The organism is Lentzea sp. NPDC102401 (genome assembly GCF_044765805.1).
GTDB classification, from domain to species: Bacteria; Actinomycetota; Actinomycetes; order Mycobacteriales; family Pseudonocardiaceae; genus Lentzea; species Lentzea sokolovensis.
In genome coordinates, this window is the sequence record NZ_JBIWKS010000002.1 from 434818 (window position 1) to 456486 (window position 21669).

Annotated in this window: 1 protein-coding gene (only partly in view); it reads left to right on the forward strand. The window is 69.7% G+C overall.

From position 1 onward, the window contains the following. Positions 1-21669 carry the 5' portion of an SDR family NAD(P)-dependent oxidoreductase gene (locus tag ACIRG5_RS07585; RefSeq protein WP_402901703.1) on the forward strand. 7968 nt of this gene lie beyond the right edge of the window, so 21669 of the gene's 29637 nt are visible here — the first part of the coding sequence; its start codon is at positions 1-3; its stop codon lies beyond the right edge, outside the window.

Below are 21669 nucleotides of genomic sequence, written 5' to 3' on the forward strand. Positions count from 1 at the left end.
ATGACCACCTCTGCTAACCAGTACGTCGAGGCTCTGCGGTCGTCACTGAAGGAGATCGACCGGCTGCGCAAGCAGAACCAGCAGCTGATCGCGGCAGCGGTGGAACCGATCGCGATCGTGGGCATCGGCTGCCGGTACCCCGGCGGGGTGGCCTCGCCCGAGGAACTCTGGCAGGTCGTCGCGGAAGGCAGGGACGTGATCGGCGGATTCCCCGCCGACCGCGGCTGGGACGTCACCGATCTCGACTCCGCCACGATCGAAGGTGGTTTTCTCGAAGACCCGGCGTCGTTCGACGCCGGGTTCTTCGGCATCTCGCCCCGCGAAGCCGTCGTCATGGACCCGCAGCAGCGCCTCCTGCTCGAAACCGCCTGGGAGGCCCTGGAACGCGCGGGCGTGAACGCGCAGTCGTTGCGCGGCACCAAGACCGGTGTGTTCATGGGCACGACCTCGCAGGACTACGCCGATCTGCTCTCGCGCTCGGGCGAGGACGTCGGCCTGTACGCCACGACCGCGTTCGCCGCTTCCGTTCTCTCCGGTCGCATCTCCTATCTGCTGGGCCTGGAAGGTCCCGCTGTCACCGTCGACACGGCTTGTTCTTCTTCTCTGGTGGCACTGCACCTCGCCTCGTCCGCGCTGCGTGCCGGTGAGTGCGATCTGGCGCTCGCCGGTGGTGTCGCGGTCATGACGACGCCCGCCGGGTTCGCCGCCTTCACCTCGCAGGGCGGGCTCGCCGGAAACGGGCGCTGCAAGGCGTTCTCGGACGACGCGGACGGCACCGGCTGGTCCGAGGGCGTCGGCGTGCTGGTGCTGAAGCGACTCTCCGACGCGCAACGCGCCGGCGACAAGATCCTCGCCGTGGTCCGCGGTTCCGCCGTCAACCAGGACGGCGCCTCCAACGGCCTGACCGCTCCGAACGGGCCCTCACAGCAGCGCGTCATCCGTCAGGCACTGCAGAACGGCGGCCTCGCACCGTCCGATGTGGACGCCGTCGAGGCGCACGGCACCGGAACCACGCTGGGCGACCCGATCGAGGCGCAGGCCATCCTCTCGGTGTACGGGCAGGACCGCGCCGAGCCGCTCTACCTCGGGTCGATCAAGTCCAACATCGGCCATCCCCAGGGCGCCGCCGGTGTCGCCGGTGTGATCAAGGTCGTCATGGCGCTGCAGAACGGACTGCTGCCGCGGTCCCTGCACCTCGGCACGCCCTCCACCCAGGTCGACTGGACCAAGGGCAACGTGTCGCTGCTGCACGACGCGCGGCCGTGGCCCTCGGTCGACCGCCCGCTGCGTGCCGGTGTGTCCGCGTTCGGCGTCTCGGGCACGAACGCGCACGTGATCCTCGAACAGGCTCCCGCGCTGGTCGTCGAGGGTGCTCCTGTCGTCTCCGCTCCCGCTGTGCTGCCGTGGGTTCTGTCCGGTCGCACCGCCGCTGCCCTGGACGCGCAACGGGATCGGCTGCAGGCGGTCGTGGACTCCCTGTCACCGCTGGACATCGCGTTCACCCTGGCGACGGCGCGGGCGTCGTTCGAGCAGCGTGCCGTGGTGCTGCCGGACGGCACCGAGCTCGCCCGCGGGGTGGCCGCCGACGAGACCACACTCGCGTTCCTGTTCTCCGGCCAGGGATCGCAGCGTCTCGGCATGGGACGTGAGCTGCACGCCCGGTTCCCCGTGTTCGCCGCCGCGTTCGACGCCGCGCTCGACCACCTCGACCCTGCTCTGCGTTCGGTGATGTGGGGCGACGACGCCGCCGCGCTGGACCAGACCCGCTACACGCAGCCCGCGTTGTTCGCCTTCGAAGTCGCCCTGTTCCGGTTGCTGGAGTCGTTCGGACTCGTGCCGGAGCAGGTGGCGGGCCACTCGATCGGTGAGATCGCGGCCGCGCACGTCGCCGGTGTGTTCTCGCTGGAGGACGCCTGCACGCTGGTGACCGCGCGTGCCTCGCTGATGCAGTCGCTCCCGGCCGGTGGCGTGATGATCGCCGTGCAGGCCACGGAGGACGAGGTCCTTCCGCTCCTCACCGGTGGCGTCTCGATCGCCGCGATCAACGGCCTGACCTCGCTGGTCATCGCCGGCGTGGAAAGCGAAGCACAAAGGATTGTTGAACAACTCAACGATCCTACGTCCGGCGTCGCGTCGCGCAAGTTCAAGCAGCTGCAGGTCAGCCACGCGTTCCACTCGCCGCTGATGGAGCCGATGCTGGACGACTTCCGCGCGGCGATCTCCGGCATTTCGTTCAACAATCCCTCAATTCCCTTGGTGACTCATGGGATTGTTGAACAATCCGAGTACTGGGTTCGGCACGTTCGCGACGCCGTGCGGTTCCACGACACCGTGACCGCGCTGGGTGACAAGACGTTCGTCGAGGTCGGCCCGGACGGCGTGCTCGCCGCGATGGTCGACGGCGCGATCCCGACCGCGCGCAAGGACCGCGGCGAGGAACTGGCGTTCGTGACGGCGCTGGCGCGGCTGCACGTCGCGGGCGTTCCCGTGGACTGGACCCGGCTGTTCGAGGGTTCCGGGGCACAGAAGGCAGACCTGCCGACGTATGCGTTCCAGCGGCAGCGGTTCTGGCCGCGTCCGAAGACGCAGTCCGGCGACGTGCGCGGCGCCGGCCTCGGCTCGGTCGGTCACCCGCTGCTCGGTGCGGCCGTGGAACTGGCGGGCTCGTCGGGCCACCTGTTCACGTCCCGGTTGTCGCTGGCGACGCATCCGTGGCTCGCGGACCACGTCGTGATGGGACGGGTTCTGTTCGCCGGCACCGCTTTCCTGGAGCTCGCCGTTCGCGCCGCGGACGAGGTCGGCTGCGACCGCGTCGAGGAACTCACGCTCGCCGCGCCGCTCGTGCTGACGCCGGACACCGCCGCCCAGGTGCAGGTCTCCGTCGGCGCGGCCGACTCCGAGGGCAAACGCAGCGTCGCGATCTTCTCGCGGGCCGAGGGTTCCGTTGACCTGCCTTGGCTTCAGCACGCTTCCGGTGTGCTCGGCTCCGGTACCGACGCGGTCTCGTTCGACGCCTCGGTGTGGCCGCCCGCCGGTGCCGAGTCCGTCGACATCGCCGGATCGTACGAGCGCTTCACCGACATGGGCTTCGACTACGGCCCGGTCTTCCAGGGCCTGCAGGCGGTGTGGCGTGGCGGCGACGGTGTCGTCTACGCCGAGGTGTCGCTGCCCGAGGGCGTCGACGGCGGTGCGTTCGGGCTGCACCCGGCTTTGCTGGACGCCGGCATGCACGCCGCCGGGTTCGGTGACCTCGGCTCGATCAGCCGCGGCGGGCTGCCGTTCTCCTGGCAGGGCGTGTCGCTGCACGCGTCGGGCGCTTCCGCGGTGCGGGTGCGGCTGTCGCGCGGCGAGGACGGCTCGATGGAGATCGCCGTCGCCGACGCGACCGGCGCTCCCGTCGCGTCCGTGGAGGCTCTGCAGACGCGGCCTGTTCCCGTTGACGAGCTGGGGTCCGGGGTCGAGCGCGACTCGTTGTTCCGCCTGGAGTGGGCGCCTGTCGAACTGCCGGCCGGGTTCGCGGAGCAGACCGTCGCTGTGCTCGGGCCGGACGTGCTGTCGCTGGCCGCCGGCCCGGTCGTCTCCGAGTTGACGGACGCCGACCTGACGCTGGTTCCTGTGGTCGGCACGGATGTTCGCGAGACGTGCGCGCGAGTGCTGTCGCTGATCCAGGAGTTCGTGGCGCGACCTGAGGGCCGGCTCGCGTTCGTGACGCGCGGCGCGGTGGACGGCGACGATCTCGCCGGAGCCGCCGCGCGTGGCCTGGTGCGGTCGGCGCAATCAGAGCACCCCGGCCGTTTCGTGCTGGTGGACCTGGACTTCTCCGATGCCTCCGTGGGCGCGGTGCTGCACGCGTTGACGACCGACGAACCGGTGCTGGCGATCCGTGACGGTGTCGTTCTCGCGGCCCGCCTTGCCCGTGCCGCGCTGCCCACTTCGCGGTTGTCCTGGTCGGGTCGCGTGCTCGTCACCGGTGGCACCGGCGGGCTCGGTCAGCTGGTGGCCCGGCATCTCGTTGTGGAGCATGGTGTTCGCGAACTGCTCCTGGTCTCGCGCAGTGGCTCTGCCGACGTCTCGGCGTTGCGGGAGCTCGGCGCGGACGTGATCGTCGAGGCATGCGATGTCTCCGATCGTTCGGCGCTCGAATCGTTGCTGTCGCGGCACTCCGTCGGCGGCGTCGTGCACACGGCCGCGGTGCTGGACGACGGTGTCGTTGAATCGTTGACGCCGGAGCGCATCGCCGTGGTGCTGGGCCCGAAGGCAGATGCGGCGCTGCACCTGCACGAGCTGTTGCCTGACGTGCCTTTCGTGCTGTTCTCGTCGGCCGCGGGCACGTTCGGTGGCGCCGGGCAGGCGAACTACGCCGCTGCCAACGCTTTCGTCGACGCTCTCGCCCGCGTGCGCCGCGCATCCTGTCAGCACGCTGTCGCGCTCGCGTGGGGAGCCTGGGAGCAGACGTCGGGCATGACCGCCGCGATGTCGGACGCGGACATGCGGCGCATCGCCCGATCCGGCATGCCTCCCTTGAAGGTCGCCGAGGGTCTGGCCCTGTTCGACGCTGGTGCCGCCGGATCGGACGCGTTCCTGCTGCCGCTTCGGTTGGATCTTCCCGCGCTGCGCGCCCAGGGCACGCCGCCGCCGTTGCTGCGTGGCCTGATCAAGACTCCGAAGCGCCGTGCCGCCGCGCAGTCCGTTGCGGCGGAAGGGCTTGTCGCCGAACTGTCGCGGCTTGGCTCCGATGCCCGGCTGGAAGCGTTGCTGGGCCTGGTCGCCACCGAGGTCGCCGCCGTGCTCGGCCACGGCAGCGCGTCCGAAGTGGACAGGACTCGCACGTTCCAGGGGCTCGGGTTCGACTCGCTGACCGCTGTCGAGCTGCGCAACCGCCTGACCGCGTCGACCGGCATCCGCCTGCCCGCGACCCTGATCTTCGACTACCCGACCGCCGGCGCCCTCGCCTCCTATCTGATGGACGAACTCTTCGGTGCGGACGTCTTCGTGCCGGAAGTGATCACCGGAGCGGTGTCCGACGACCCGATCGTGATCGTCGGCATGGCCTGCCACTACCCGGGTGGTGTGGCGTCGCCGGAAGACCTGTGGCGCCTGGTGTTCGAGGAGCGTGACGGCATCACCGGCTTCCCGTCGAACCGCGGCTGGGACCTGGACGGGCTCTTCGATCCGGACCCGGACGCCGCGGGCAAGACGCACGTGATGCAGGGAGGTTTCCTGCACGACGCCCCGTCGTTCGACCCGGACTTCTTCGGCATGTCCCCGCGCGAGGCGCTCGCCACGGACGTGCAGCACCGGCTGCTGCTGCGGACCGCGTGGGAGGCCTTCGAGCGTGCGGGCATCGACCCGGCTTCCGTTCGTGGCTCCAAAACGGGCGTGTTCGCGGGCGTGATGTCCAACGACTACTCGACATTGGTGTCCGACGACATCTTCGAGGGCTACCAGGGCACCGGCACCGCGCAGAGCGTGCTGTCCGGCCGTGTCGCCTACACCTTCGGCCTCGAAGGCCCTGCGGTCACCGTCGACACGGCTTGCTCTTCTTCTTTGGTGGCACTGCACCTCGCGTCCTCGGCCCTGCGCAACGGCGAATGCTCACTGGCACTGGCCGGTGGCGTGACCGTCATGTCGACGCCGGGTTCGTTCGTCGCGTTCTCCAAGCAGCGCGGCCTCGCGATGGACGGCCGCTGCAAGTCCTTCGCCGACGCCGCCGACGGCACCGGCTGGGGTGAAGGCGTCGGCCTCCTCGTGCTGGAACGCCAGTCCGACGCGCTGCGCAACGGCCACACCGTGTTGGCGGTCGTGCGAGGTTCGGCGGTCAACCAGGACGGCGCCTCGAACGGCCTGACCGCCCCGAACGGGCCGTCGCAGCAACGCGTGATCCGCTCCGCTCTGGCTTCGGCCGGTCTTGCTGTGGCCGATGTCGACGTCGTCGAAGCGCACGGCACCGGCACCACCCTGGGCGACCCGATCGAGGCGCAGGCACTGCTCGCGGTGTACGGCCAGGACCGGCCGTCGCCGCTGCTGCTCGGCTCCATCAAGTCGAACATCGGCCACACCCAGGCCGCCGCGGGTGTCGCCGGCATCATCAAGATGGTCCACGCGATGCGCCACGGCGTCGTGCCCGCGACGCTGCACGTCGACCAGCCGTCGACCCACATCGACTGGACCGCGGGCGAGGTCTCCCTGGTCACGACCGCGACGACGTGGCCTTCCGTCGCCCGCCCGCGTCGCGCCGGTGTCTCGTCGTTCGGCGTCTCCGGCACGAACGCGCACGTGATCTTGGAAGCTCCGATTCAGCAGGCCGAGGCGGCTCCGGTGTCCGCGCCCCCTGCGGTGCCAGTGCCCTACGTGGTGTCGGCGCGCTCGGCGGACGCGTTGGCCGGGCAGGTCGAGCGGATCAAGGCGTGGCCGGGGGACACGGCGGACATCGCGTTCTCGTTGCTGACCACGCGCGCGTTGTTCGACCACCGGGCTGTGCTGCTCGACGGCGAGGTGTTGGCTCGCGGTGTCGCCAAGGCCAGCGATTCGGCGTTCCTGTTCAGCGGGCAGGGGTCGCAGCGGATCGGCATGGGCCGTGAGTTGTACGGGGCGTTCCCCGTGTTCGCCGAGGCGCTCGACGTGGTGCTGGCCAACCTCGATCCGGCTGTCCGCGAGGTCATGTGGGGCGACGACCAGGAGGCGCTCAACCAGACCGGGGTCGCGCAGCCCGCGCTGTTCGCGTTCCAGGTCGCGCTGTACCGGCTGTTCGAGTTCTACGGCGTGAAGCCGCGCCACATCGCGGGTCATTCCATCGGCGAAATCGCCGCCGCGCACGTCGCCGGTGTGCTCAGCCTCGAAGACGCCTGTCAGCTCGTTACGGCGCGTGCGTCGCTCATGCAGCCGTTGCCCGCCGGTGGCGCGATGGTGTCCGTGGTCGCTTCCGAGAAGAAGGTGCGCGAGCACCTGACCGATGGCGTGTCCATCGCGGTGGTCAACGGGCCTCGGTCCGTGGTGATCGCCGGCGTCGAAGAAGAAGTGCTCGCCATCGCGCAGAAGTGGAAGAACAAGCGGCTCAAGGTGTCGCATGCGTTCCACTCGCCGTTGATGGAGCCGATGCTGGACGACTTCCGCGAGGCGATCAGCGGGCTGACGTTCCACCAGCCTGTTGTCGAAATGTCGACGTCCGGCGATGTCGCCACTGTCGACTACTGGGTGAACCACGTCCGCGACACCGTTCGCTTCCACGACAACGTCACCGCATTGGGTGACGTCAAGTTCGTGGAGATCGGGCCGGACGGCGTGCTGTCCGCGATGGTGGACGGCTGCGTGCCCGCGGTGCGGCGCAACGGTGACGAGGTCAAGTCAATGTTGACGGCGTTGAGTCGAATCAATATTGACGGCGTCAATGTTGATTGGAACAGGTTCTGTCAACATGGCCGGAAGATCGACCTGCCGACTTACGCGTTCGAGCAGCGAACGTTCTGGCCAGAGGTGTCCACGCGCTCGGATGTCCGGTCGGCCGGTCTCGGGGCGGTCGAGCATCCGCTGCTCGGCGCCGCCGTCGAGCTCGCCGGCGGAGAGGGCCTGCTGTTCACGAGCAGGCTGTCGCTGCGCACTCACCCGTGGCTGCGGGACCACTCACTGCACGGCAAGGTCCTCCTGCCGGGTGCGGCACTCGTCGAGCTCGCGCTGCGTGCCGCGGACGAGGTGGGCCTCGATCGAGTGGACGAGCTGACGATCGCGGCGCCGCTGGTGCTGCCCGAGTCCGGTGCCGTGCAGGTGCAGATCCGGGTCGGCGTGGGCGGTGACCGGCGGGCGGTGGCGATCCACAGCCGTCCGGAGGACAGCGACCTGCCGTGGACCGAGCACGCGTCCGGTTTCCTGGCGTCCGGCGCCACGACCGCGGACTTCGACACCTCGACGTGGCCGCCCGCGGGCGCGGAGGCCGTGCAGATCGACGGCGCGTACGAGCGGTTCGCGGAGCTCGGGTTCGACTACGGGCACGCGTTCCAGGGCCTGCGTGCCGCGTGGAAGCTGGGCGACCAGGTGTTCGCCGAGGTCGCGCTCCCCGAGGACGTCACCGCGACCGGTTTCGGCATCCATCCGGCGCTGCTGGACGCGGCGCTGCACGTCGTGGCGTTCGCGGACCAGCGGACCGAGGGCGCGGTGCCGTTCTCGTGGGAAGGCGTCGCGCTGCACGCGGTCGGCGCCACGTCGTTGCGGGTGCGGCTGCGGACCACCGGCGACAGCTCCATGGAGATCGCCCTCGCCGACGCCGCCGGTACGCCGGTCGCGACGGTCGGCTCGCTCGTCACGCGGGCCGTGTCGGCACAGCAGCTCAGCGCCGCGCAGGACGCGTTGTTCGGGCTGGACTGGGTGCCGATCACGCTCACCGAGGCGGTTCCGGCGGCTCACGTCGTCGAGCGCGTCGAGACGGAAGGGTCTCCGGTCGAGGCCGCGCACGCGGTGACGGCTCAGGCGCTCGCGAAGATCCAGGAGTGGATCGCCGCCGAACGCGCCGAGAAGCTTGTTTTCGTTACGCGACAAGGTGATCTGGGTGCATCGGCGGTCTGGGGGCTCGTGCGGGCCGCGCAGTCGGAGCACCCCGGCCGGTTCGCGTTGATCGAGACCGACGGCGACCTGCCGGACGCGGCGCTCGCGAGCGCCGAACCGCAGCTGCGGGTGCGGGGCGGCGAGGTCTTCGTGCCGCGCGTCGCCCGTGTCGCCGCCGGTGACAATGTTGTGCTGGAAGGACCTGTGCTGATCACCGGCGGTACCGGTGGGCTCGGCCAGGTCATCGCGCGGCACCTCGTGGCCGCACACGGTGTCCGCGACCTGGTGCTGGTCAGCCGGCGCGGTGAGACGCCGGACTGGGTGGCGGAGCTGGACGCGTCGGTCACGGTCGCGGCCTGCGACGTCGCCGACCGGCACGCCGTCGCCAACCTCCTTGCAGGCCATCAGATCCGTTCCATCGTGCACACCGCCGGCGTGCTGGACGACGGCGTCATCGAGTCGCTCACGCCAGAACGTCTCTCGAAGGTGTTGCGTCCCAAGGTCGACGCCGCGTGGAACCTGCACGAGCTCGCCGGCGACGTCTCGGCGTTCGTCGTCTACTCGTCCGGTGCGGGCATCTTCGGTTCGTCTGGCCAGGGCAACTACGCGGCGGGCAACACGTTCCTCGACGCGGTGGTCGAGCACCGGCGTTCGCTGGGCCTGCCAGGCGTGTCGCTGGCGTGGGGCGCGTGGGCGGAGACCGGCATGCTGTCCGGCGCGGACGCCGAGCGGCTCGCCAAGTCGGGCATGCCGCCGATCACGCCCGCGGAAGGTGTCGAGCTCTTCGACGCCGCACTGTCCTCCGGTGCCGCGCTGGTGTTGCCGCTGCGGCTCGACCTGCCGGTGTTCCGTGCGCGTGGCGAGGTTCCGGCTGTGCTGCAGGGGCTCGTGAAGGTCCGTGCTCGTCGGGCGGCGGCGTCCAGCACCTCGTCGTCGCTGGTGCGGAAACTGACCGGTCTCGACGCCGCCGGTCGCCTGGAGGCGTTGCTGGACCTGGTGCGGGCCGAGGTCGGTGCGGTGCTCGGACACAGCGGTGGCGAGACGATCGACCCGTCGCGCGCCTTCCAGTCGCTGGGATTCGACTCGCTGACCGCGGTCGAGCTGCGCAACCGCCTCGGTGAGGTCACCGGGCTGCGCCTGCCCGCGACGCTCACGTTCGACTACCCGACCGCCGCCGTGCTCGCCGGTTTCCTGAAGGACGAGCTGTTCGGCGCTGTCGACGCGGGGGCGTCTCTGCCCGCTTTGGTGTCCACTTCGGACGATCCGATCGTGATCGTCGGCATGGCCTGCCGCTATCCCGGAGGCGTGTCGTCGCCCGAGGACCTGTGGCGGCTCGTGGCCGAGGGCGCCGACGCGATCACGGAGTTCCCGGTCAACCGCGGCTGGGACGTCGACGGCATCTACCACCCGGACCCCGACCACGCGGGCACGACCTACTCGATCGCCGGTGGCTTCCTGCACGAGGCGGGGGCGTTCGACCCGGCCTTCTTCGGGATGTCGCCGCGCGAGGCACTGGCCACGGATTCACAGCAGCGCCTGCTGCTGGAGACCACCTGGGAGGCGCTGGAGCGTTCCGGGATCGACCCGGCTTCGTTGCGGGGCAGTGCGACCGGCGTGTTCACCGGTGTCATGTACAACGACTACGCGTCCATTCTGGACGGTGCCGAGTTCGAGGGACACCAGGGCCAGGGCAGCGCGGGCTCGATCGCTTCGGGCCGCGTCTCCTACACGTTCGGCTTCGAGGGCCCGGCCGTCACGGTCGACACCGCGTGCTCTTCTTCCTTGGTGGCGCTGCATCTGGCGTCGCAGGCGCTGCGGTCGGGGGAGTGCTCGCTGGCTGTGGCAGGTGGCGTGACGGTGATGTCGACGCCCACCACCTACGTCGAGTTCTCCCGTCAGCGTGGACTTTCCGTCGACGGACGGTGCAAGGCGTTCTCCGACGACGCGGATGGCACCGGCTGGGGTGAGGGCGTCGGTCTGCTGGTGCTGGAGCGCCAGTCTGATGCGGTTCGCAACGGCCACACGGTGCTGGCGGTCGTGCGCGGTTCGGCCGTCAACCAGGACGGCGCTTCCAACGGCCTGACCGCGCCGAACGGCCCATCGCAGCAACGCGTGATCCGTTCCGCGTTGGCTTCGGCCGGGTTGTCGCCGGCTGATGTCGACGCGGTCGAGGCGCACGGCACCGCCACCAGGCTGGGTGACCCGATCGAGGCGCAGGCGCTGCTGGCGGTGTACGGGCAGGACCGCTCCGAGCCGCTCTACCTGGGTTCGATCAAGTCGAACATCGGCCACACGCAGGCGGCCGCCGGTGTCGCGGGCGTGATCAAGATGGTGCAGGCGCTGCGCCACGGCGTGCTGCCCGAGACGCTGCACGTCGGCACGCCGACCACGCAGGTCGACTGGGAGTCCGGCGCCGTCGAGGTGCTGACCTCGTCCCGCACGTGGCCTTCGGTGTCGCGCGCCCGTCGCGCCGGTGTCTCGTCGTTCGGTGTGTCGGGCACGAACGCGCACGTGATCTTGGAAGCTCCTGGCGCTCCGGAATTGTCAGACCTGCCTGAGATGATTGGGATGGGGGCTCGCGACCCCCTGGGGGCCGGCCAGTCCGAATCGATTCCGCAGGTCGGCGCGGTGCCGTTGGCGGTGTCGGCGAAGTCGGCGGCGGCGTTGCGGGCGCAGGTTGAGCGGATCGCGGCGTTGGTGAGCAGTGGCGTGTCCGCTGTGGACGTTGGGTTCTCGTTGGCCACCACGCGGGCGTTGTTTGACCACCGGGCCGTGGTGCTTGGCGGTGAGGTCGTCGCTGAAGGGGTGGTGGCAGGGAGGCCGTTGGCGTTCCTGTTCTCCGGGCAGGGGGCGCAGCGGATCGGGGCCGGGCGTGAGCTGTACGAGGCGTTCCCGGTGTTCGCGGAGGCGTTCGATGCCGCGCTGGTCAACCTCGATCCGGCGGTGCGCGAGGTCATGTGGGGCGATGACCAGGAAGCGTTGAACCAGACCGGGGTGGCGCAGCCGGCGTTGTTCGCCGTTGAGGTGGCGCTGTACCGGTTGATCGAGTCGTTCGGGGTACGGCCGGACCATCTGGTCGGGCACTCGGTCGGGGAGATCGCGGCAGCGCACGTTGCAGGTGTCTTGAGCCTTGAGGATGCGTGCTTGCTGGTTACGGCGCGGGCGGCTCTCATGCAGGCGTTGCCGACTGGTGGCGCGATGGTGTCCGTCATTGCTTCCGAAGAAGAGGTCGCCCCACACCTCACCGCGGGCGTGTCGATCGCGGCGGTCAACGGGCCGCGCGCGGTCGTGATCGCCGGCGTGGAAGACGAGGTGCTGGCTGTTGCGGAGCGGTGGAAGAGCAAGCGGTTGAAGGTGTCGCACGCGTTCCACTCGCCGTTGATGGAGCCGATGCTGGACGACTTCCGCGAGGCGATCAGCGGGATCGAGTTCCGTGAGCCGGTTGTCGGAATGTCGACATCCGGCGATGTCACGACCGTCGACTACTGGGTCAATCACGTCCGTGACACCGTGCGGTTCCACGACAACGTCACTCGGCTGGGTGACGTCACGCTGCTGGAGGTCGGGCCGGACGCGCAGTTGAGCGCGATGGTGGACGGCTCCACGGCGGTGTTGAGGCGTGACCGCGGTGAAGTCACGTCAATGTTGACTGCACTCGGTCAAGTACATGTTGACGGAATCAATGTTGACTGGACGCCGCTGTACACAGGTGGACGGAAGGTCGATCTGCCCACCTACGCGTTCGAGCACCAGATGTTCTGGCCGAAGGCGGCGCGCAAGGCCGGTGACGTCGGTGCGCTCGGGCTCACGCGGGTGGAGCACCCGCTGCTCGGGGCGGCGGTCGACGTGGCCGGTGCGGACGGGGTGCTGTTCACGAGCCGGTTGTCGCTGGGCTCGCACCCGTGGCTCGCGGATCACCGGGTGTTCGGGCAGGTGCTGCTGCCCGGCACGGCGTTCCTGGAACTCGCGGTTCGGGCGGGGGACGAGGTCGGGCTCGACCGCGTTGACGAGCTGACGCTGGCCGCGCCGCTCGTGCTGCCCGAACAGGGTGCTGTGCGGGTTCAGGTCGCGGTGGGCGAGGAAGAGAACGGACGTCGTACGGTCGGAGTCTTCTCACGGCCGGATGGCGAGAACGCGCCGTGGACGCAGCACGCCACCGGTTTCCTGGCGAGTGGCACGACTGCCAGTGACTTCGATGCGACCGTCTGGCCGCCGGACGCGGAAAGCGTTGACGTCGAAGGGGCCTACGAGCGGTTCGCGGAGAACGGCTTCGAGTACGGGCCGGTGTTCCAGGGGCTGCGGGCGGTCTGGCGCGGGGACGGCGAGGTGTTCGCCGAGGTCGCGCTGCCCGAGGACGTGGACGGGGCGGCGTTCGGGCTGCACCCGGCGCTGCTCGACGCCACGCTGCACGCCGGCGGGTTCTTCGGCGGGGCCGAGGCGGGGCTGCCGTTCTCGTGGGAAGGCGTGTCGCTGCACGCCACCGGCGCGGCGTCGGTCCGGGTGCGGCTGCGGCGTAACGGGGACGCGTGGGTGATCGCGGTCGCCGACACCACGGGTGCTCCGGTCGCGACGATCGGGTCGCTGGTGACGCGGGCGGTGTCCGGGCAGCAGATGAGCGCGGTGGACCGCGACTCGTTGTTCCGGCTCGACTGGGTGCCGGTGTCGCTGCCCAATGCCGGTGCGGCCGCCGTGTGTGTGGAGGAGTTCGTCGGCGACGGGGACGTCGTCGCGCAGACGCACGCTCTCGCCGCCCGTGCGCTGGAGTTGGTGCAGCGCTGGATCGCTGAGGAACGTGCCGAACGGCTCGTGTTCGTGACGCGGCAGGACGACCTGGCCGCGAGCGCGGTGCACGGCCTGGTCCGGGCCGCGCAGAACGAGCACCCCGGCCGGTTCACGCTCATCGACACCGATGCCGAGGTGTCCGAGCAGGTTCTCGCGATCGACGAGCCGCAGCTGCGGGTGCGCGATGGTCAGGTGTCCGTGGCGCGGCTCGCGCGGGCCGAGGCGGCGGAGCAGGGCGAGTTCACCGGGCCGGTGCTGATCACCGGCGGCACCGGTGGGCTGGGACGGGTGATCGCGAAGCACCTCGTCGAACGTTACGGCGTCCAGGAACTGGTGCTGGTCAGCCGCACCGGCAAGGCCGACGTGTCCGATGTGGACGCCAAGGTCACCGTCGTCGCGTGCGATGTCAGTGACCGCAAGTCGCTGCAGAAGGTGTTGAAGAAGCACAAGGTCCGCAGCGTCGTGCACACCGCCGGTGTGCTGGACGACGGCGTGATCGAATCGCTCACTCCGGATCGGCTCTCGGCCGTGCTCAAGCCCAAGGTCGATGCCGCCTGGAACCTGCACGAGCTCACCAAGAACCTCGACAACTTCATCGTCTTCTCCAGCGCCGCCGGCACGTTCGGGGCCGCGGGGCAGGCGAACTACGCGGCGGGCAACGCGTTCCTCGACGCGCTGGCGCAGCACCGGCGTTCGGCCGGACTGCCGGCGGTGTCGTTGGCGTGGGGCGCGTGGAACCAGACCGGCATGCTGTCCGAGGCCGACGCCGAACGCATGGCACGAGGCGGAACTCCGCCGCTGTCGGTGGAGCAGGGGCTCGCGCTGTTCGACGCGGCGATCGCAGGTGAGGACGCGGTGCTGTTGCCGTTGCGCCTGGACCTCGCGACGTTGCGCGGCCACAACGAGATCCGCCCGCTCTTGCGCGGACTGATCCGCACGAAGGCGCGTCGCGCGGCGGCCCAGGCCGACTCGGGGCTGGTGCAGCGGCTCACGGCGGTGTCCCCGGAGGCACGGCTCGCCGCGCTGCTCGACCTGGTGCGCACCGAGGTCGCCGCGGTGCTCGGCCACGACGGTGTCGCCGCGGTGGACCCGGCGAAGGCGTTCCAGGACCTCGGGTTCGACTCGCTGACCGCGGTCGACCTGCGCAACCGCCTGACCGGAGTCACCGGGCTGCGCCTGCCGAGCACGCTGATCTTCGACTACCCGACGTCCGCGGTGCTCGCGGGTTTCCTGCGCGACGAACTGTTCGGCGCTTCGAACGCGGTGTCCGAGCTGCCCGCACTGATGTCCACTTCGGACGACCCGATCGTGATCGTCGGCATGGCCTGCCGCTATCCCGGCGGTGTCGCCACGCCGGAACAGCTGTGGGATCTCGTAATCGACGGGCGCGACGCCATCACGGAGTTCCCGTCCAACCGCGGCTGGGACCTCGACTCGCTCTACCACCCGGACCCCGACCACGCCGGCACCTCGTACACGAAGTCCGGTGGCTTCCTGCACGACGCCGACCAGTTCGATCCGGAGTTCTTCGGCATGTCGCCGCGTGAGGCGGTGTCGACCGACGCGCAGCAGCGTCTGCTGCTCGAGGCGTCGTGGGAGGCGCTGGAGCGGTCCGGGATCGACCCCGTCGCGTTGAAGGGCAGCCCGACCGGCGTGTTCGCCGGTGTCATGTACAACGACTACTCGCTGCTGCTCGAAGGCGATTCCGAGGGCTACCAGACGACCGGCGGTTCGCCTTCGGTGGTGTCGGGCCGTGTCTCCTACACGTTCGGCTTCGAGGGGCCCGCGGTCACACTCGACACGGCGTGCTCGTCGTCGTTGGTCGCGATGCACTGGGCGATGCAGGCTCTCCGCGCCGGTGAGTGCTCGCTGGCGTTGGCCGGCGGCGTGACCGTGCTGGCTTCTCCCGGTGCGTTCATCGGGTTCTCACGGCAGCGCGGGCTCTCGCCGGACGGCCGCTGCAAGGCGTTCTCCGACTCCGCCGATGGTGTGGGCTGGTCCGAGGGTGTCGGTGTGGTCGTGCTGGAGCGGCTGTCTGATGCTGTTCGCAACGGCCACGACGTGCTGGCCGTCGTGCGTGGTTCGGCGGTCAACCAGGACGGCGCGTCCAACGGCCTGACCGCGCCCAACGGTCCCTCGCAGCAGCGGGTGATCCGTCAGGCGCTGGCGTCCGCCGGTTTGTCCCCTGCGGACGTCGACGTCGTCGAAGCGCACGGCACCGGTACGTCTTTGGGCGATCCGATCGAGGCGCAGGCGTTGCTCGCGACCTACGGCCAGGACCGGCCGTCGCCGTTGCTGCTCGGGTCGATCAAGTCCAACATCGGTCACACCCAGGCTGCGGCCGGTGTGGCGGGCGTGATCAAGATGGTGCAGGCGTTGCGGCACGGCGTCGTGCCGCAGACGCTGCACATCGACGCGCCGTCGTCCCACGTGGACTGGGAGGCGGGGTCGGTCCAGCTGCTGACCGGCAATGCCTCGTGGCCTGAGGTCGCCCGTGCCCGCCGCGCCGCGGTCTCGTCGTTCGGTGTCTCCGGCACGAACGCGCACGTGATCTTGGAGGCTCCGAGCGCTCCGGAATTGTCAGACCTGCCTGAGATGATTGAGATGGGGGCTCGCGACCCCCTGGGGGCCAGCCAGGCGGGATCGATTCAGGTCGTGGGTGCGCCGCTGGTGGTGTCGGCGAAGTCGGCGGCGTCGTTGCGGGCTCAGGTCGAGCAGGTCGGCGCACTCGTGGCGAGTGGTGTGTCCGCTGTGGACGTCGGGTTCTCGCTGGCGACCACGCGGGCGTTGTTCGACCACCGGGCGGTCGTGTGGAACGGCCTTGAGCTTGCCGCTGGTGTGGTGCGGAACCGGCCGCTTGCCTTTGTGTTCTCCGGTCAGGGGTCGCAGCGCGTTGGCATGGGGCGTGAGTTGTACGAGGCGTTCCCGGTGTTCGCGGAGGCCTTGGACGCCGCACTGGTCAACCTCGACCCCGCGCTGCGCGAGGTCATGTGGGGCGACGATCAGGAGGCGCTCAACCAGACCGGCTGTGCGCAGCCTGCGATCTTCGCGGTCGAGGTGGCGTTGTTCCGGCTGCTGGAGTCGTTCGGGGTGCTGCCCTCGCGGCTCGCCGGGCATTCGATCGGTGAGATCGCCGCCGCGCACGTCGCGGGTGTGCTGAGTCTGGATGACGCGTGCTTGTTGGTGACGGCGCGTTCGGCGCTCATGCAGGCGTTGCCGTCCGGCGGTGCGATGGTGTCCGTCATCGCGTCCGAGGACGAGGTGCGTGAGCACCTGACGGATGGTGTGTCTGTCGCTGCCGTCAACGGGCCGCGGTCTGTGGTGATCGCTGGTGTTGAGGCAGAGGTGCTGGCCCTTGCGGAGCTGTGGAAGAGCAAGCGGCTGAAGGTCAGTCACGCTTTCCACTCGGCGTTGATGGAGCCGATGCTGGATGACTTCCGTGAGGCGATCGGTGGACTGACGTTCCACGAGCCTGTTGTCGGAATGTCGACATCCGGGGATGTCACGACGGTCGACTACTGGGTCAATCACGTCCGTGACACCGTGCGGTTCCACGACAACGTCACGCGGTTGGGTGACGTGACGCTGGTCGAGGTGGGGCCGGACGCGCAGTTGACGGCGATGGTTGACGGGTTGATTCCGACGTTGACGCGGGTCAAGTCTGATGTTGAATCAATGTTGACTGCACTGAGTCAAGTACATGTCGACGGAATCAACGTTGATTGGGCGCGGTTCTACGGCGGCGGTAAGCGCATCGAGCTGCCCACCTACCCGTTCAACCGGCAGCGGTACTGGCCGGCGAGCGCCGGGAAGGCGTCGGACGCCTCGGGGCTCGGACTGGTCAGCGTCGGGCACCCGTTGCTCGGCGCGTCGGTGGAGCTCGCCGAGGGCGAAGGTGTGGTGTTCACCAGCCGGGTGTCGCTGAGCACGCACCCGTGGCTCGCCGACCACGTGATCATGGGTCGCAACCTGGTGCCGGCCGCCGTGCTGATCGAGCTGGCCATGAGGGCAGCGGACGAGGTCGGGCTCGACCGGGTCGACGACCTCACGCTGGCAGCGCCGCTCGTTCTGCCGGAGCGCGGTGCCGTGCAGGTGCAGTTGAAGGTCGGTGCGGAGAGCAACGGTCGTCGGCAGTACGCGATCCACTCACGGCTTGAGGACGCGCAGGACGTGCCGTGGACGCAGCACGCGACCGGTTTCCTGGCGAGTGGCACGACCACGGGCAGCTTCGACGCTTCCGTCTGGCCGCCTGCCGGGGCCGTGGCGATGGACTACGAGGAGTGCTACGAGCGGTTCGCGAGCGCCGGGTTCGCCTACGGGCACGCGTTCCAGAACCTCAAGGCGGCCTGGCGGGTCGGCGGGGAGATCTACGCCGAGCTCGCGTTGCCGGAGGGCGTCGACGGGGCCGCATACGGTCTGCATCCGGCGTTGCTCGACTCGGCGCTGCACGCGGCGTTGTTGGACGAGACGCTCGACGCCGGTCTGCCGTTCTCGTGGGAAGGCGTGTCGCTGCACGCGACCGGGGCGAGCGAGCTGCGCGTCAAGCTGACCCGCGACGAGGGCGGCATGCGCAGGACGATCGCGCTGGCCGACGTCACGGGTGCGCCGGTCGCCACGGTCGAGGCCGTGATCGTGCGTGCGGTGAACGTCGAGCAACTCGGCGAGGCCAGGCAGAGTGAGCTGTTCGGGCTCGAGTGGGTGCCGGTCACCCAGGAGGACGTCGCCGCGCCCGCGTCGGTCGCGGTGCTCGGGCCGGACGTGCTCGATCTCGGGTTCCCGGTCGTCGGCACGATCACCGACGCCGACGCGGGACTTGTGCTGGTACCGATCGTGGGATCGGAGGACGTGCTCGGCAGCACGCACCGCAACACGGCGCGCGTGCTGGGGCTGGTGCAGGAGTGGATCAGCAGCGGCAAGGACGGCAGGCTCACGTTCGTCACGCGGGGGGCGACCACCGGTGAGGACATGGGTGCCGCCGCGGTCTGGGGTCTGGTGCGGTCGGCGCAGTCGGAACACCCGGAACGCTTCGGGTTGATCGACCTGTGCGGCAACAACCTTTCCACCGCGATGGTCTCAGTGGCGTTCGGGGTCGACGAGCCGCAGCTCGTGGTGCGTGACGGCGAGGTGCTGGCCGCACGGCTGGCGCGGGTCACCGGCGAGTCCGAGGTCCGGTGGGAAGGCAAGGTCCTGGTCACCGGCGGCACGGGCGGACTGGGTGCTGTCGTCGCAAAGCATCTCGTCGAGGCGCACGGCGTTCGGGAGCTGCTGCTCGTGAGCCGTCGCGGCCAGGCCGACACGGCGGAGCTGGAAGCGTTGGGAGCACAGGTCACCGTTGCGGCGTGTGACGTGACCGATCGGGATGCTGTCGCGGAACTTCTTGCACAGCACGAGATCCGGGGTGTCGTGCACGCGGCCGGTGTGCTGGACGACGGCGTGATCGAGTCGATGACGCCGGAGCGCCTCGCGACCGTGCTCAGGCCCAAAGCTGATGCCGCCTGGCATCTGCACGAGCTGACGTCCGATCTCACCGCGTTCGTGGTGTTCTCGTCGGCGGCCGGTGTGTTCGGCAACGCCGGGCAGGCCAACTACGCGGCGGGTAACGCGTTCCTCGACGCGCTTTCCGCGCGCCGCAAGGCGTCCGGGCTGCCCGCGACGTCGATGGCCTGGGGCGTGTGGGCCGGTGTCAGCGGCATGACCGGCGAGCTGACCGAGGCCGAGGCCGCGCGGATGGCCACCGCCGGCATGCCGCCGATCACGGTCGAGCAGGGGCTGGAGCTGTTCGACGCGGCCGTGACGAGCGGGGCGGCGCTGACCGTTCCGGTGCGGCTCGACCTCGCGACGTTGCGGGCACGCGGTGCGGTGGCGCCGTTGCTGCAGGGGCTGATCCGGGTCAGGGCACGGCGGGCGGCTGCTGGTTCCGGCACCGCTTCCGGGCTGGTGCAGAAGCTCGGCGCGATGGACGTCACCGACCGGCGCTCGGCTCTCGTCGACCTGGTGCGCACGCAGGTGTCCTCGGTGCTGGGCCACGCCTCGATCGACGCCGTGGACGCGACGCGGGCGTTCCAGGACCTCGGGTTCGACTCGCTGACCGCCGTCGAGCTGCGCAACCAGCTGACCGAGGCGACCGGGCTGCGGCTGCCGGCGACGCTGGTGTTCGACTACCCGACGGCGATCGCGCTGGCCGATCACCTGCACGCCGAGCTGTTCGGCTCGGCGGACGTGGTGGCGGATCTGCCCGCGTTGGTGTCCACTTCGGACGATCCGATCGTGATCGTCGGCATGGCCTGCCGGTTCCCCGGTGGCGTGACGTCGCCGGAGACGCTGTGGGACCTGGTGGCGTCGGGCACGGACGCGATCACGCCGTTCCCGGCGAACCGCGGCTGGGATCTCGACTCGTTGTTCCACCCGGACCCCGACCACCTCGGCACGTCCTACGCGCGCGCCGGTGGCTTCCTGCACGACGCGGACCAGTTCGATCCGGCATTCTTCGGGATGTCGCCGCGGGAGGCGCTCGGCACGGACGGGCAGCAGCGCATCCTGCTGGAGACGACCTGGGAGGCGCTGGAACGGGCCGGGATCGACCCACAGGCGTTGCGCGGCAGTCGAACCGGTGTGTTCGCCGGTGTCATGTACTCGGACTACGCGCAGATCCTGGAGTCCGACTCCGAAGGGCACCAGGGGGCCGGGACCTCGCCCTCGGTGGTGTCGGGCCGGGTGTCCTACACGTTCGGGTTCGAGGGGCCGTCGGTGTCGATCGACACCGCGTGCTCGTCGTCGCTGGTCGCGATGCACCTTGCGGCGCAGGCACTTCGGGCCGGTGAGTGCTCGCTGGCGCTGGCTGGCGGTGTGACGGTGATGTCGACGCCGGGTGCGTTCGTCGGGTTCTCCCGTCAGCGGGGGTTGTCGGAGGACGGGCGGTGCAAGGCATTCTCCGACTCCGCCGATGGCGTTGGTTGGTCTGAGGGTGTGGGTCTGCTCGTGTTGGAGCGTCAGTCTGATGCGGTGCGTCTTGGCCACACGGTTCTTGCTGTCGTGCGCGGATCGGCGATCAACCAGGACGGCGCTTCTAACGGGCTGACGGCGCCCAACGGGCCGTCGCAGCAGAGGGTGATTCGGCAGGCGCTGGCGTCTGCTGGACTGACCACTGCTGATGTCGACACGGTTGAGGCGCACGGCACGGGTACGACTTTGGGGGACCCGATCGAGGCGCAGGCGTTGCTCGCGACCTACGGGCAGGATCGTGCGGTGCCGCTGCTGCTCGGTGGCATCAAGTCGAACATCGGGCACACGCAGGCCGCCGCGGGTGTGGCGGGCGTGATCAAGATGGTGCAGGCGATGCGGAACGGCGTTGTGCCGCCGACCCTGCACGTGACTTCGCCTTCGTCGCACGTCGACTGGAACGAGGGGGCGGTCGAACTCGTCACCGAGGCGACGCCGTGGCCTGCGGTTTCGCGGCCGCGTCGGGCCGGTGTCTCGTCGTTCGGGCTTTCCGGCACCAACGCGCACGTGATCTTGGAAGCGCCGGAAGCCCCGGGGATCCCCCCAATTTCCAGCGTACCGGACGAAAATGCTGGTCAAGGGGCCGCTGGGCGATCTGTGGACAACTCGGCGCCTGTGGACAACCTGGTGCCGTTCGTGGTGTCGGCCAGGACCGCGGAGGCGTTGCCCGGGCAGATCGAGCGGGCCAAGGCCGCTGAAGGGGCACCTGAGGATGTGGCGTTCTCGTTGTTGAACACTCGGGCGCGGTTCGATCATCGGGCCGTGGTGCTCGGGGACGAGGTGCTGGCGTCCGGGGTCGCGCTGTCGCAGCGGTCGGTTGCGGTGCTGTTCAGCGGGCAAGGGGCGCAGCGGGTTGGCATGGGGCGCGAGTTGTACGACGCGTTCCCGGTGTTCGCCGAGGCGCTTGACGCCGTGTTGATGTACCTCGACCCGGCTGTTCGGGACGTCATGTGGGGTGACGACCAGGAGGCGCTGAACCAGACCGGGGTGGCGCAGCCGGCGTTGTTCGCCGTCGAGGTGGCGCTGTACCGGCTGCTGGAGTCGTGGGGTGTCCAGCCCGATCAGGTTGCCGGGCATTCCATTGGAGAGATCGCGGCGGCGCACGTTGCCGGTGTGGTGAGCGTCGAGGACGCGTGTCTGCTGGTCACCGCGAGGTCCGCGCTCATGCAGGCGTTGCCTGAGGGTGGCGCGATGGTCTCGGTTCAAGCTTCTGAGGACGAAGTTCTGCCGCACCTCACGGATCGCGTGTCAATCGCGGCGGTCAACGGGCCCAAGTCAGTGGTGATCGCGGGTGCGGAAGACGACGTGCTGGCGATCGCTGAGCGGTGGAAGAGCAAGCGGCTGAGGGTGTCG